The sequence below is a fragment of the Pseudoalteromonas sp. APC 3495 genome (assembly GCF_030407645.1).
GTDB lineage: Bacteria > Pseudomonadota > Gammaproteobacteria > Enterobacterales > Alteromonadaceae > Pseudoalteromonas > Pseudoalteromonas tetraodonis.
On record NZ_JASDDA010000022.1, the window covers coordinates 36,238 to 51,359 of the forward strand.

Consider the following 15,122-nt stretch of genomic DNA (forward strand, 5'->3'; position numbering starts at 1 on the left):
AACATAAAGCAAAGCCTGAACCGGTAATGACCAATACCAACATCGTCGGATGGCGCCTCTGAATTATCCAACATCGTCGGATGACGCCTCTGAATTATCCAACAGCGTCGGATGACGCTTCCGGCTTATCCGACCTACGTTCATTATTGTTAACGTATGTGAAACACCCGACATAAAATATATTATATTATTCCCCACACCAATTACGGCTGTACATTCCTGATGCGACCGCTTTATGAAAGCTTGAATAAGGCCAATCAACTACCCGTTCAACCAAACCATGTTTAAGCGGATTAAAATGAACATAATTTACATGGTGCCAATAATCACGTTCATCAACAATGGTATGCTCCCAAAAACGGCGTTGCCAAATTCCTCGTTCATTTTTATTAATGCGTGCGAGTGATACATGTTCGTTTTTAGGCAAGCCTTTAGAAAAACGTTTTTTAATTTCGCGCCAACGGCCAGAATAATCGCTATCACCTTTGGGTAAAGTTAACACTGCATGCATATGATCAGGCAACACCACCCACGCATCAATATAAAATGGTTTATGCATTTTACCCAGCGCACAGCCCCACGCAATAAATCAATATGCTCAACCAATAATGACTCTTTACGATCCTGCAAATTAACCGTAAAAAAATACGTTCCTCCCGGTTGATAATTTCTACGATATCTCACAAAAAATCTCCTTATAATAAACGGCTAATACCTCTGGGTTATTCAATACCTTAGGATAACGCCTTTGAATTATCCAACATCTTCTGATGGCGCCTCTGGCTTATCCAACATCGTCGGATGACGCCTTCGAATTATCCAACATCGTCGGATGACGCCTTCGAATTATCCAACATCGCCGGATGGCGCCTCCGAATTATCCAACATCGTCGGATGACGCCTCCGAATTATCCAACATCGTCGGATGGCGCCTCTGACTTATCCAACCTACGTTAATTATTAAGGACGTAGGTCAGTTAAGTGGCGAAGCCGCGCCACCCGACATTGGGGAAACACCCGCCATCAAGCAACGCCAACATCAAAAAGCTCCAAAAAAGCGCACACGCTCTAAACTTCCTTAATAAATATTAGGTAACATCCATTTAATCACGTTGCAAAGTCAGAATTTATTGCTTGAAAATTAATACTATGTTAACAAGTAGGCTATCTTATAAGATGAAATATCAGAAAGTATTCTAGGAAAGGATTTACCTGTGAAGTCTGCCGCACTCATTACATTACTATTGCTATTTATTTTTGCTGGGCAAGTTCAAGCTAAAACCCTAGTCAAAGTGGGTGGCTATGAATTTCCTCCCTACATAGAGATTGTTGACGGCCGTGCTTCAGGCCTTACCGTAGAGCTAATTAGCGAACTCAATAAAATACAATCTGACTATCATTTTGAGCTTGTGCTCACCACACCTATTCGGCGCTTTAAAGATTATCAGCAAGGTTTGTTCGATGCGGTATTTTTTGAAGATCCAAACTGGGGGTGGCTGCAAGGCAACCATATAATCAGTAACTCCCCTGTGATAGCAACAGACAGCGAAGTATTTATTGCTTTAAAGCAATTTGCAAAGTCACAAGCTTGGTTTGATAACTTAGACGATAAAACCCTCATTGGGATTTTAGGCTATCACTATCAGCTAGCAAACTTTGAAAACAATCCATCAATACTTGAAAACGAATATAAAATGACGTTACTGAGCAGTCATAAAAAAAGTATTGAATTAGTATTAAAAAAACGCAGCGATATGGCGATTGTTACCCGTTCTTACTTAAATCAATACCTGAATAAATACCCAGAAAGTAAAAAAAAGCTGCTTATCTCTGAACGCGTCGCGCAAACCTATAAACACCAATTATTAATTCGCCCTACACACCAACTTAATGTAAACACACTTTATAAAATAGTAAAAAAAACACTTGCACAAAATACCCTAGCAACCAAATTAAAGATACTTAGCCTACAACAACATGATATTTAGTGGTGCTGCTTTAATACTAATAACATTACTAATAACTTAATGGCAATAACTAGAAAATTTGCTATTTTCATCGTGTGTCGCAAACTCAACCAGCGTCATCAATAAATCACTGTGTTTATGGGTAAAGCCAGTACTAGAAAGGCGTTTTTCTAAATAGGACGTAAAGTTTTTTCGTTGCAGGTGTTGGCTATGTAATTTTATTAACAGCTCTGACTGCTTTTGGTTAATTAACCGTGTCTCGTAAATCGGGTCTTCATCTGGCCAATTTTCTACAGGCGAGCCCTTTTGCTTAAACACAAAATCACTAAGTGAACGCTCGATTTGATTATAATCGTGCTCCCCTAGCAGTTTTTCTATTTCCTTTAATAAGCTTGAGTACAAAACACGCGGGAAAAGCTTGTAAAAATCATGATTTTTAAAGGGCTCTCCTTGTGGAGTTTGCTGCCAATTTTCAAAACTTGCTCGCAAAGCCTGAACTAATATACGTCCTACATAATGGCTTTTTTGGAATGAGACACCTTGCGATTCTAGCCTTGAAAGTACGTGATTTAAACGTTGCTTTAAGCTACGTACTTCTAGCTGCAATTCGCTTTTTTCTGTCTCTAATAATTGTATTTCTTGAGCACTGGTTGTTATTTTTTGCTCTAGTTTATTTATTTTAACTTGCGCGCCATAAAACAAATCACGGGTATCATTAAGCTCAGCCATAACACTGGCATTTTTTAATTTAATACTCGAATTACCCTCAATAGCATAAGTAGTAAGCTGTTTGCTCTGAGAGAGCGCTTTATTTAAAGTACTTTCTAACTTACTCTCAATAACTTGCCCAGACTTACTGCCTTTAAGTAAAGAATGTAAGGTTGAAGAAATATGCTTTTGGTACCAATTTTGGATCTGCTCACACTGCACATCAGATAAATTAGCAAATGGATTGTCTTCACTTATTGGCTTGTTAGCCATAAAAATTCCCTCTAGTAAAAAGACTTTTTGTTGTTATGTCGTATTAAAGTGAAATTACCTACCTTTGCATGTTAATAGCTATCGCTTTTTAAGGCTATATTTAATTGTTTGTATACTAGAAGAACCTCACTATTTAAGTTGTTTATTCCAAATAACGCACTAAACTTAAAATTAAAGATAAAAATGCATTATCCTTATGAGAATATTTTTAATCGCTGCCTTAGTACTATCATTTTTCACTTACGCACAACCTGCGCCAGTAACCTATACGGTCGACAATAAAAATATCACACTTCCCGGAGAGAAATACAAAAGCGGCTATGGCTATAATTTAAAAGCCGATACAGTTCTTCGCTTAGTTACACTTAATTGGCCCCCTTATATAGACGATCACTTATGCAATAAGGGCTGGCTATATCAACTTACAGTAAGCATGTTAGTAAAACGCGGCTATGGTGTACATATAGAGTTTTACCCTTGGGCGCGTGCCGTTCGTGAAGCTGAATTAGGTAAAGCTGATATTTTATTTCCTGAGTATTTTATTAGTGACGATGTAATGTCAGAAAACATTTTAACCAAAACACGTAATCAGTTATTGGCGTTATCTGAGCCCATTCCTGGTGGCGACTTATCATTTGTAGCATTTAGAGATCACAGCATAAATTACGATGGCAGGATTGAGTCTGTAAAAAACAGGGTTATGGGGGTGGTACGTTCATATAAAAATAGTAAAGAATTAGATGAACTTATTGAACAAGGCGAAATAAAAACCATCGTTGCTAACAGTGAGTATCAGCTTATTCATTTGCTTTTAAATGGTCGGGTTGAGCTTATTGTTGCCGACTTAGAAGTGCTAAGAGCCAGTATTTATAAATCACTATTATCAGCTAGAGAAAAAAAGAGGATGCTTAGTGCGCTAGTTGCATTAACGCCAAGCATAGAATACAAAGCCCTGTATTATGAAATCAGTAAAAGTACACCTAATTGGCAATTTATCTTAGATGATATCAACGCAGAAATAGCGAATATGCGTGCAAATAATGAATTTGAGCGCTTTATAAAAAATAAAAAACAGCAGTGTTATAACCTCGATTAAGCCGTAGGCAGCTAAATTTGAGCGTGCCTGTTTTCAGTTATATCTACTCATAGTCTAAGGCTTTGGTTAAACACCACCGTTTGGTTCCGTCCGGTTGTTTTTGCATTATAAAGTGCTGTATCGGCATTTCTTAATAATCCCTGCAGCGAACACGACTCAGAAGTCAAACTTGATACACCACTGCTTATTGTATAACTCACCTGCCCGCCACTTGATAACTGCACTGGGTTATCTTTTAAATGATCTTGCAACTTTGCTAAGGTTTTAACAACGGTACTGACACATTTGGTAGGCGAAACAATGCAAAACTCTTCTCCTCCTAAACGCGCTATAATATCATCACTGTCACAAAATGATTTAAACGTAGCAGCTATGCTTTGCAACACACTATCTCCGCCTTCGTGTCCAAATTGATCGTTAATGCGCTTAAAGTGATCTATATCTATCATCGTAAGGGTTAAGTGCTGGCTGTCTTTAATACACTCATCAAGTGCAAGTTTAGCTGTTTCCATAAACCCTCTTCGGTTGAGCAAATTAGTAAGCGGATCTTTAATGGTTAAATCTTTTAGTTGTGCTTGATACCGCTTCATTTTTGTAATATCGCGCTCAATCGCTGCATAGTAAGCCACCTCACCTAACGCATTTTTTAATGGAAAAATATTCATATCAATCCAATAAGGCTCACCTGATTTTTTATAATTTAGTATTTGCTCAGATACTTGCTGTTTATTTTCTAGCGCATGCCTAATTTTATCGCGTGTCGCTTGTTGAGTTTTAGCGCCTTGTAAAATGCGCGGCGTTTTACCTCTAACTTCATCTAAATGATAACCCGTTACTTTAGTAAACGATTGGTTTGCATAAACAATTTTAGGGCCATCATTAGTAATAGGGCTTGCCTCGGTAACTAAAATAACGTCGCTGGCTAATTCAACAATTTCTTTAAATGGAATAGCTTGTTTTTGATGAGTAATATCGATAAAAGTGACGACTATTTCAGCAATGTTGTTCTGCTTGTCAAACTCTGGATAAGCGTTACATAGCACCCATGTAATTTCGTCGCTTGAGCTATCACATATACCTATTTCAAGATTCATCAATGGTTTTTGGGTTTTAATAACAACACTAACAGGATACTGAGAATTCTGCAGTGGTTGACGAAATTCATCCAGTAATTTCCATTTACTATCAAACGAGTCGCGCCCTAACGCTTGCTCTTTTGTTAAACGTAAAATATTTAAAGCCGCAGGATTTGCATACAAAATTCCTGTGTCTGGTGCATGCACCACCACACCGGTTTGTAAGTTTTGTATTAACCTTTCTGCATTTAGCCTTGATAAATCCATTAATGCACTCCGTACAAACTGTATTGAAAAAATACACGGGCTAATATTCATTTTAATATAAGTGAATATTTGCCGACATAACAGAAAAAATGTTGCTGTTTATTGAGCACCCCTCAACAAAGTACATTTTACAACCTATTGAATGACTGAATAAAAAAGCCGCAAACTAAGTTAAGTTCGCGGCTTATTATTTTACTATAGTACGTATTTTGGGTGCTAATTAGTCATAATCAAATGGCGCTCTTACCCAGCCTTCCATTAATACACGTGCGCTGCGGCTCATACTCGCTTTAGTCACTTGCCATTGGCCATTTGTAACAACCGCCTCGGCACCTACTTTAAGTGTGCCCGATGGGTGACCAAAGTTAACCTCGTTAATAGCCCCGCCACCAGCGGCCAAATTAACTAATGTTCCGTCAATTGCGGCTGCTGTGCCAATAGCGACGGCGGCTGTGCCCATCATCGCATGGTGTAACTTACCCATTGACATTGCACGTACTAACAAATCTATATCGCTTGCATTAACCTGCTTACCACTTGATGATTTGTAATTAAGCGGTGCAGCCACAAACGCCACTTTAGGTGTGTGTTGGCGTGCTTGCGCTTCATTAATAGTACTAATTAGTCCCATTTTTACCGCGCCATAGGCACGAATGGTTTCAAGCTTAGTGAGTGCGGCTTCATCAGCGTTTATATCATCTTGTAGCTCAGTACCGGTATAACCAATATCGCGGGCATTTACAAAAATAGTCGGGATACCTGCGTTGATCATAGTTGCTTTTAATGTCCCCACACCTGGTACTTCTAAATCATCAACCACATTGCCTGTTGGAAATAGCGCACCATCACCATCAGCAGGGTCAATAAATTCAAGCTTTACTTCAGCGGCAGGAAACGTCACACCATCTAACTCAAAGTCACCGGTTTCTTGTACTGCACCGTTGGTCATGGGTACATGCACTAAAATACTTTTTTTAATGTTCGCCTGCCATACGCGCACAATAGCAATACCATTATCCGGTACGCGAGATTTATCCACTAAACCATTGCTGATGGCAAACGCGCCCACAGCAGAGGTTAAGTTTCCGCAGTTACCACTCCAATCAACAAACGCTTTATCAATGGCGACTTGACCAAATAAATAATCAACATCGTGATCGGGCTGTTCACTCTTACTCAAAATAACCGTTTTACTGGTACTTGAGGTTGCTCCGCCCATGCCGTCGGTTTGTTTACCGTATGCATCTGGGCTACCAATAACGCGTAATAATAAGCTATCGCGCGCCGCACCTGCCACTTGGGCTGGTGCGGGTAAATCGGTTAAATTAAAAAAAACCCCTTTACTCGTGCCACCACGCATATAGGTCGCAGGCACTTTAATTTGTGGTTTAAACATAAACGTGTGTCCTTATGATGCTTGCGTGGCTTCTAAAAAGTCTTGCGCAAAGCGTTGTAACACACCGCCTGCCGCATAAATAGAGAGCTCTTCTTGCGTATCTAGTCGACATTTCATTGGTACGTTTAATACCTCGCCATTTTTACGTGTAATAACAAGCTCTAGGGTTGCACCTGGTGTTGGTTCGCCCTTCACGTCGTAGCTTTCGCTACCATCTAGATTAAGTGTTTTACGCGTTGTGCCTGGTTTAAATTCAAGCGGCAATACGCCCATACCAATTAAATTAGTACGGTGAATACGTTCAAACCCTTCGGCTGCAATAACCTGAACACCAGCAAGCCTAACGCCTTTTGCTGCCCAATCGCGCGAAGAGCCTTGGCCGTAATCAGCGCCTGCCACAATAATGAGTGGCTGTTTACGCTGCATGTAGGTTTCGATTGCTTCCCACATACGCGTGTTTTCACCTTCTGGCTCTATGCGTGCGTACGATCCTTGCTTCACTTCTCCGTTTTCATCTAATACCATTTCGTTCAATAGTTTAGGGTTTGCAAATGTAGCTCGTTGTGCGGTTAAGTGATCGCCTCGGTGAGTGGCGTATGAGTTAAAGTCTTCTTCTGGTACGTTCATTTTAGTTAAGTATTCACCTGCTGCGCTGCTGGCCATAATTGCATTAGAAGGTGATAAGTGATCGGTTGTAATGTTATCGCCAAGTACTGCTAACGCGCGCATACCTGTCATACTGCGCTCACCTGCCAAAGCTCCTTCCCAATAAGGTGGGCGGCGAATATACGTACTTTCTGGGCGCCAATCGTAAAGTGGGTCGTTATCTTCGCCGTAATCAACAGTTAAGTTAAACATTGGCTCGTATACTTTTCTAAACTGCTCTGGTTTTACGCTTTGTTTGATAACCGCATCTATCTCTTCATCAGATGGCCATAAATCTTTTAAGGTTACATCGTTACCTTGTTGATCTTTACCGAGTATATCTTTTTCTATATCAAAACGAATGGTACCCGCAATTGCATAAGCAACTACTAAAGGTGGTGACGCTAAAAACGCTTGCTTTGCATACGGATGAATTCGGCCATCAAAGTTACGGTTACCCGAAAGCACAGCCGTTGCGTATAGGTCGCGGTCAATCACTTCTTGTTGAATTTTAGGGTCCAACGCACCACTCATGCCATTACAGGTAGTACAGGCAAAACCCACAATACCAAAACCGAGTTGCTCTAGTTCAGTGAGTAAGTTTGCATCTTCAAGGTACGACTGCACCGCTTTTGAACCCGGTGCCAGGGATGTTTTAACCCACGGTTTACGCATTAAGCCTTTAGCGTTTGCATTTCGCGCTAATAAACCTGCGGCAATTACATTGCGCGGGTTACTGGTATTAGTACAGCTGGTAATAGCGGCGATAATACAGGCGCCATCTGGCATTAAGCCTTCTTCATTTTCAACAACACCCGAAATACCTTGCACTGCTAAATCGCTGGTAGATACACGACGATGCGGATTTGAAGGCCCTGCAATGTTGCGCCCTACACTTGATAAATCAAACTTAAGTACACGATCGTAATGAGCGGTTTTTAAGCTATCACTCCATAAACCCGCTGTTTTAGCGTAGTTTTCTACCAGGGCAATTTGATCTTCATCACGGCCTGTTAAACGCAAGTAATCAATAGTTTTATCGTCAATGTAGAACATAGCAGCGGTGGCGCCAAATTCTGGGGTCATGTTCGAAATGGTCGCTCTATCACCCAGGGTTAGTGCATCGGCCCCTTCACCGTAAAACTCAAGGTAAGTCGATACCACACGTTGCTCACGTAAAAATTCGGTAATCGCCAGTACAATATCGGTTGCAGTTATGCCAGGCTGGCGTTTACCGGTAAGCTCTACGCCCACTATATCTGGTAAACGAATATATGATGCGCGCCCAAGCATTACGCTTTCGGCTTCAAGGCCACCTACGCCAACAGCAATAACACCTAAAGCATCAACATGTGGGGTATGGCTGTCGGTACCTACTAAGGTATCTGGGAACGCAATGCCATCGCGGTTTTGAATCACCGGCGACATTTTTTCAAGGTTAATTTGATGCATGATGCCATTACCCGGTGGGATCACATCAATATTTTTAAACGCGGTTTTGGTCCAATTTATAAAATGAAAACGGTCATCGTTGCGTCTATCTTCAATGGCGCGGTTTTTTTCAAATGCATCGGGATCAAAACCTGCGTGCTCAACAGCTAATGAATGATCCACAATCAGTTGAGTCGGTACAACCGGATTTACTTTTGCAGGATCGCCGCCTTTTGCAGCGATAGCATCGCGCAGGCCCGCTAAATCAACCAGTGCGGTTTGGCCTAAAATGTCATGACATACAACGCGTGCCGGATACCACGGAAAATCTAAGTCTTGTTTACGCTCAATTATTTGGTTAAGCGCATCGGTTAGCATTTCGGGCTCACAGCGACGCACTAAGTTTTCGGCAAATACACGCGAACTGTAAGGTAGTGTAGCGTATGCGCCAGGTTTAATGGCATCGACGGCGGCTTGGGTATCGTAGTAATCAACATTTGAGCCCGGTAAAGGCTTACGGTATTGGGTGTTATTAATAATGGTCATAATAAATTCGCTAATTTGGTGACGGAGGAGAGTACGCTAAAGCGCTATAATGAGTAATCATCAGCGCTATAAACAATAAAAGGTGAGCTAGGCTCACCTTAAACGCTAACTAATTAGCCTCTTGATTCAATTGGCGTGTAGCTACGCGCATCTGGCCCGGTGTAATCAGCACTTGGGCGAATAATACGGTTATTTGCACGTTGCTCTTTTACATGCGCTGTCCAACCGGTTACACGGCTCATTACAAAGATAGGCGTAAATAACTTAGTGGGAATACCCATAAAGTGGTACGCCGATGCATGGAAAAAATCAGCATTACAAAACAGTTTTTTCTCACGCCACATAACTTCTTCACAGCGAACTGATACCGGGTAAAGCACATCATCACCCACTTCTGCGGCGAGTTTTTCAGACCACTTTTTAATAATAACATTACGTGGATCTGACTCGCGGTAAATTGCGTGGCCAAAGCCCATAATTTTATCTTTACGCTCAAGCATCCCCATTAGCGCGTCTTCAGCTTGATCGGCGCTGGTAAAGCTTTCAATCATATCCATGGCGGCTTCGTTGGCACCACCATGAAGTGGACCACGTAAGGTACCAATTGCGCCAGTTACACATGAGTGAATATCAGAAAGCGTTGATGCACACACGCGACCGGTAAAGGTAGAGGCATTAAATTCATGCTCTGCGTACAAAATTAGCGATACATTCATTACTTGTGCAAATAATTCACTTGGCGCTTTATCGTGTAATAGCGTTAAAAAGTGAGCGCCTACTGAATCGTCATCAGTTTGTGTTTCAATACGAACACCGTCATGAGTAAAGCGGTACCAATAACAAATAATACTTGGGAAAATTGCCACCATGCGGTCAATCGCATCGTTTGCTTCGCTAAAGTCATTTTCCATTTCAAGATTACCTAGCATAGAACAACCTGTGCGCATTACATCCATTGGATGCGCGTCTTTAGGAATGTTCTCAAGCACTGTTTTTAGTGCCTCAGGTAAACCGCGCAAGCTTTTAAGTTTAGCTTTGTACTCTGCCAGCTCGCTTGATGTTGGTAACTCACCGCGAGAAAGTAAAAACGACACTTCTTCAAACTGCGCTTTTTCAGCCAGTTCACTAATATCGTAACCACAGTAAGTTAAACCAGAACCTGTTTGCCCTACTGTACATAATGCGGTTTGTCCTGCTACTTGGCCACGTAAGCCTGCGCCACCTAATGCTTTATCTACCATGATGTGTCTCCTGTTGAAATTTTTATTATTTGTCAGATTTTGCTGAAAAAAGGTTATCGAGCGTGTTTTCGTACGAGTGATAATCTAAAAAGTCGTAAAGCTCTGCACGCGTTTGCATGTTTTCAATTTGGCTTTGTTGCGACCCTTCATTCAAAATAGCCGAATACACATTGAGTGCGGCTTTGTTCATTGCTCTAAATGCACTTAATGGGTAAAGCACCATTTCTACGCCCACATCGCTTAGTTGCTCTTTGGTGTAAATTGGGGTTTGGCCAAACTCGGTAATGTTGGCCAAAATAGGCACATTAATCGCTTTGGTAAATGCTTGGTAATCAGCAAGGTCATGAACCGCTTCTGCAAAAATCGCATCGGCACCGGCTTCAACACAAGCTGCTGCACGGTCTATCGCCGCATTTAAGCCTTCTTTTTGAAACGCATCGGTACGCGCCATAATGTAAAAATCGCTATCGGTTTTAGCATCAACCGCCGCTTTAATACGGTCTACCATTTCAGCTTGGGTAACTATTTCTTTATTAGGGCGATGGCCACAGCGCTTTTGCGCCACTTGATCTTCAATATGAAAACCGGCTGCACCTGCTTTAGTCATTTCTTTAACAGTACGGGCAATATTAAACGCCCCGCCCCAACCTGTATCGGCATCCACTAACAAAGGTAAATCGCTAGCACCGGTAATACGGCGAATATCTTCAAGCACGTTATCAAGGCTGGTCATCCCTAAATCTGGCATACCAAATGAGGCATTAGCCACACCCGCACCCGATAAATAAATAGCCTGATGGCCCATTTTTTCAGCCATCATCGCGGTGTACGCGTTAATAGTACCTACCACTTGTAGCGGGTGGTTATTTGCAATTGCCTGTTTAAATTTTAATCCTGCTGACATTACTTTCTCCTAACTTTGAACGGGGCTGCTCTTTGGCAACTTAGTATTTTTTAATAATGTGACATCTGTATTAGGGTCTATTGACCTTTCAAAATTTAATTTGCAGCAGCCTGTTTGGTATTTAGGCAAGGCAGAGCCTATGTGGTGTGGTTATTCCCCATAAATAGGCGATAACGCAGCATCAATACTAAACAGGCGCTGCCCTTCGGGTTCTGCCTAGGAGCGATTTACTCTTTGTTGCTCGGTTTTGACTTAGCCCACTAGGTTACAAACCTCGCGCCGTGATTAAACCGCTCCTAGTTTGAACAAATTATAATCCGCAAAGGTCAACAGACCCTAGTTAGCCATTTCATTTTGAGTGGCTTGTACTGATTGATATCTATCAAATTTTGTTTGGATATTTGCTTGTGATGCACTGATATGGCGCTTCATTAACATTTCGGCCAGCTCACCATCATGATTTTCAATGGCGTTAATAATGGCTAAATGCTCATCAAACGCTTTCGATACCCGCGGCCCTACCATACCCATTTGTACACGATACATTCTTATTAACTGGTACAGGTCGTGGCATAACAAATGAATTAAGTGCGCGTTTTTACTGCCTTTGATTATTCTGTAATGAAAATCTAAGTCGCCTGCTTCTTGATAGTACGACTCACCTTCTTTAACACGCTGAGTTTGCAAATGCTGATTAAGTAATTGTTTCAAGCCTTGTACTTCATCTGGTTCCATATTGTCGGCGGCTAACCTACATGCAAGTCCTTCAAGGGCACTGCGCACTTGATACACCTCAATTAAACGCTCTGCGGTTAATGCCACAACACGGCAACCTATATTGGCTTTGCGCTCAACTAAATAACAACTTTCTAAACGGTTAAGCGCTTCTCTGAGCGTTGCACGGCTTACACCGTAACGCTTTGCTAGTTCCGGCTCAGATATTTTACTGCCTTGTGCAATGCTGCCCTCTACAATTTCGCGGCGCATGTCTACAAACACTTTATCGGAAGCGGTTGTGATAGATGTTTCATTTAACAAGTGCTGTGTCATAAAGTATTTTTATATTGTCGACAATTTATGCTCTAACTATGTGCTTATTATTTATACCTGTCAACCCTAGAACCACTTAAATCGAGTGAAAAACCACCACATTGTCGACATTATTAGCCAAAAGTATAATAAAAAATTGTAGTTAAGCTATTTTACTAAACAAGATGTCGACACCTTTTAAGGGTTACTATTTCGTTTTTAACACTGAAAAAAATCGTTAAAAATGCTATTATCCTGCTTTATTTTGACTGTATGAGCCAAATCGTGGACGCAAACACTTACATCCCTGAGCCATTTATTAACGACGTAAAAACCTATTTACCCAAGCACCTAAACTTAGATGATTTTTTAAGTGCGTGTCGTCGTCCACTGCGTAAATCTGTTCGCGTTAATACATTAAAAATGAGTGTTGAAGAGTTTAAGCAACAAGCGGCTAAAAAAAATTGGCAACTTACCGCTATTCCTTGGTGCGATGAAGGTTTTTGGTTAGAGCGCCCAAACGATGAAGAGCAAAACCTAGCGCTGGGCAATACCGATTTACACTTAAGCGGGGCTATGTACGTGCAAGAGGCAAGCTCAATGTTGCCGCCAATGGCACTAAAGCAAAGCCTTAAAACCAGTAACACAGTGCTCGATATGGCCTCGGCACCGGGCTCTAAAACCTCACAACTGGCTGCACTAATGAACAATCAAGGTGTTTTGGTTGCAAATGAGCTGTCGTCATCACGTTTAAAAGTACTCAGTGCCACGCTAAAGCGTATGGGTGTAGGTAACTGCGCGCTATCGCATTTTGATGGTGTGGTATTTGGCAATTACATGTTTGAGTGCTTCGACAGCATTTTACTTGATGCGCCCTGCTCTGGCGAAGGCACGGTACGTAAAGATAGTGACGCGCTAAAAAATTGGTCTATCGAGTCAAATATTACCATTGCCCAAGTACAAAAAGATCTGATTAAAAGTGCATTTTACGCACTTAAACCCGGTGGCACATTAGTGTATTCAACCTGTACATTAACCCCTCTCGAAAACCAGCAAGTATGCAGCGCATTATTAGATGAGTTTGGCGAATATATAAGCCCTGAGCCATTAAGCGACTTATTCCCAGGGGCTGATAAAGCCACCACCGCAGAGGGCTACTTACATGTTTGGCCGCAAACCTTCGACAGCGAAGGCTTTTTTATTGCCAAATTTAAAAAGCACAGCAGCTGCGAAAACCAAACATTAAAAGTTAAAAAAGGCGCGTTCCCCTTTAGTGACTTTGATAGTAAACAAAGTGCTGCGTTTATGAGCTTCCTTAAAAAGCAATTTGGTTTAACGAGTCTGCAAGGTACGTTAAAACAACGCGACAAAGAGCTTTGGCTGTTTCCTGATGAATTTGAAGCAATACAAAATAAAATTAAATATGCGCGATTAGGGGTACAAGTAGGCGTTATTCATAAAAATGGCGTACGCCTAACGCACGAATTTGCCACCGTATTTGGTAAGCAGTGTAAAAGTAATGTACTGGCATTAACCAATGAACAGGCTAACGATTACTTTAATGGTAAAGATATACGCCTAGAAGAGGTAACCAAATCCAGCGGCGAGGTGATCCTAACTTTATGTGGTTGCCCTATTGGCTTAGGGAAATGGCAAAAAAATAAAGTTAAAAACTCTTTACCACGAGATTTAGTACAAAATACGCAGTTAATAAACTGGGCGTAAATTCTAATAAAGGTGTGTATAACAAATGTAACTCACTGTAATTACTGCAGTATAAAAAATGAACAAAAATGTGTGTTTTTAGCACTTTTGACTATACTTAAATAACTTTCTTCTTCTCCCTAAGAATCTGAAAGTGTCTTTAGTTAGCGCAGGGCTCAAATACGAGCCCCTCTATAACCCAGAGTTCTTATAGCTCTGGGTCTTTTTTTGTCTAGGCGAAAGTTAACGATCTGCAGGGGTCGGTTTACTAGCTTAATCACTCACCCGGCTATTATTACAATAAGAACTTAGTGATTTATTTACCACAGAGGATAGGAGAAAACAGAGAAAGTGATTAAAGACAAAGATTAAAGAACTGTTGTTAGTTATTAGATTTCCAAAATTGAAGCTTTTTCTCTGTGCAGCGCGAAGCGCCTCGGTGCTCTCTGTGGTTCAAAAATAAAGGTTTTAGGAGATAGCTAACTGGTTGCGGGGATCGGACAACCGGACCTAGGCATTACAATAAGCTCTTAAAAATTTATTTACCACAGAGGATAGGAGCACACAGAGAAAGTAATTAAAGACAAAGATTAAAGAACTGTTGTTAGTTATTAGATTTCCACAATTGAAGCTTTTTCTCTGTGCAGCGCGAAGCGCCTCGGTGCTCTCTGTGGTTCAAAAAAGGTTAAAGTTCAGAGTAGACGAGCTGCAGGGGTCGGTTTACTAGCTTAATCTCGCAACCCGCCGCGAGCTTTACAATAAGAGAAAGTGATTAAAGACAAAGATTAAAGAACTGTTGTTAGTTATTAGATTTCCAAAATTGAAGCTTTTTCTCTGTG

General features: G+C 41.2%; 11 protein-coding genes. 3 read left to right on the forward strand and 8 right to left on the reverse strand.

Features of this window, described 5'->3' with window-relative positions:
- Nucleotides 1–187: 187 nt before the first annotated feature.
- On the reverse strand, nucleotides 188–559 hold the full coding sequence (locus QL984_RS10580) for a transposase (RefSeq protein ID WP_283241274.1): 372 nt from the start codon (nucleotides 557–559) through the stop codon (nucleotides 188–190).
- Between the two features lie 655 nt (nucleotides 560–1,214).
- Here QL984_RS10580 and QL984_RS10585 point away from each other — a divergent pair.
- Nucleotides 1,215–1,988: a transporter substrate-binding domain-containing protein gene (locus QL984_RS10585; protein WP_033102523.1), complete on the forward strand. Its 774-nt coding sequence runs from the start codon at nucleotides 1,215–1,217 to the stop codon at nucleotides 1,986–1,988.
- A gap of 36 nt (nucleotides 1,989–2,024) precedes the next feature.
- On the opposite strand, the gene QL984_RS10590 is transcribed toward QL984_RS10585, so the two are convergent.
- Nucleotides 2,025–2,948, reverse strand: coding sequence for a hypothetical protein (locus tag QL984_RS10590; protein WP_013464737.1), 924 nt, complete (start codon nucleotides 2,946–2,948; stop codon nucleotides 2,025–2,027).
- 196 nt (nucleotides 2,949–3,144) lie between these two features.
- Here QL984_RS10590 and QL984_RS10595 point away from each other — a divergent pair, with 196 nt between their 5' ends.
- A complete protein-coding gene (locus QL984_RS10595) occupies nucleotides 3,145–4,044 on the forward strand; it encodes a transporter substrate-binding domain-containing protein (protein ID WP_138764704.1) in 900 nt (299 codons plus the stop codon).
- A gap of 47 nt (nucleotides 4,045–4,091) precedes the next feature.
- Here QL984_RS10595 and QL984_RS10600 read toward each other — a convergent pair whose 3' ends face one another.
- The 6 genes from QL984_RS10600 to QL984_RS10625 form a co-directional block, all read right to left on the reverse strand.
- Entirely contained in the window at nucleotides 4,092–5,387 is a 1,296-nt protein-coding gene (locus tag QL984_RS10600; protein WP_138764705.1) for a diguanylate cyclase, read from the reverse strand.
- Between the two features lie 220 nt (nucleotides 5,388–5,607).
- Nucleotides 5,608–6,783 carry a 2-methylaconitate cis-trans isomerase PrpF gene (gene prpF / locus QL984_RS10605; protein ID WP_138686849.1) on the reverse strand — a complete coding sequence of 392 codons (1,176 nt, stop codon included), beginning with the start codon at nucleotides 6,781–6,783 and terminating at the stop codon, nucleotides 5,608–5,610.
- Nucleotides 6,784–6,795: 12 nt separating this feature from the next.
- On the reverse strand, nucleotides 6,796–9,405 hold the full coding sequence (gene acnD, locus QL984_RS10610) for a Fe/S-dependent 2-methylisocitrate dehydratase AcnD (protein WP_138764706.1): 2,610 nt from the start codon (nucleotides 9,403–9,405) through the stop codon (nucleotides 6,796–6,798).
- Nucleotides 9,406–9,518: 113 nt separating this feature from the next.
- A complete protein-coding gene (prpC, locus tag QL984_RS10615) occupies nucleotides 9,519–10,646 on the reverse strand; it encodes a 2-methylcitrate synthase (RefSeq protein WP_138764707.1) in 1,128 nt (375 codons plus the stop codon).
- A gap of 25 nt (nucleotides 10,647–10,671) precedes the next feature.
- A complete protein-coding gene (gene prpB / locus QL984_RS10620; RefSeq protein WP_013464731.1) occupies nucleotides 10,672–11,550 on the reverse strand; it encodes a methylisocitrate lyase in 879 nt (292 codons plus the stop codon).
- 336 nt (nucleotides 11,551–11,886) lie between these two features.
- On the reverse strand, nucleotides 11,887–12,600 hold the full coding sequence (locus QL984_RS10625) for a GntR family transcriptional regulator (RefSeq protein WP_024601689.1): 714 nt from the start codon (nucleotides 12,598–12,600) through the stop codon (nucleotides 11,887–11,889).
- A gap of 264 nt (nucleotides 12,601–12,864) precedes the next feature.
- Here QL984_RS10625 and rsmF point away from each other — a divergent pair, with 264 nt between their 5' ends.
- Complete coding sequence (rsmF, locus tag QL984_RS10630; protein WP_138764716.1) at nucleotides 12,865–14,304, forward strand: 16S rRNA (cytosine(1407)-C(5))-methyltransferase RsmF; 1,440 nt, start codon at nucleotides 12,865–12,867, stop codon at nucleotides 14,302–14,304.
- The last annotated feature ends 818 nt before the right edge of the window (nucleotides 14,305–15,122 follow it).

Coding starts and splice junctions, on each gene's coding strand:
- acnD (WP_138764706.1), bottom strand. CDS start 9,405: ATGACCATTATTAATAACACCCAATACCGTAAGCCTTTACCGGGCTCA.
- prpB (WP_013464731.1), bottom strand. CDS start 11,550: ATGTCAGCAGGATTAAAATTTAAACAGGCAATTGCAAATAACCACCCG.
- QL984_RS10600 (WP_138764705.1), bottom strand. CDS start 5,387: ATGGATTTATCAAGGCTAAATGCAGAAAGGTTAATACAAAACTTACAA.
- prpF (WP_138686849.1), bottom strand. CDS start 6,783: ATGTTTAAACCACAAATTAAAGTGCCTGCGACCTATATGCGTGGTGGC.
- QL984_RS10625 (WP_024601689.1), bottom strand. CDS start 12,600: ATGACACAGCACTTGTTAAATGAAACATCTATCACAACCGCTTCCGAT.
- QL984_RS10595 (WP_138764704.1), top strand. CDS start 3,145: ATGAGAATATTTTTAATCGCTGCCTTAGTACTATCATTTTTCACTTAC.
- QL984_RS10590 (WP_013464737.1), bottom strand. CDS start 2,948: ATGGCTAACAAGCCAATAAGTGAAGACAATCCATTTGCTAATTTATCT.
- QL984_RS10580 (WP_283241274.1), bottom strand. CDS start 559: ATGCATAAACCATTTTATATTGATGCGTGGGTGGTGTTGCCTGATCAT.
- prpC (WP_138764707.1), bottom strand. CDS start 10,646: ATGGTAGATAAAGCATTAGGTGGCGCAGGCTTACGTGGCCAAGTAGCA.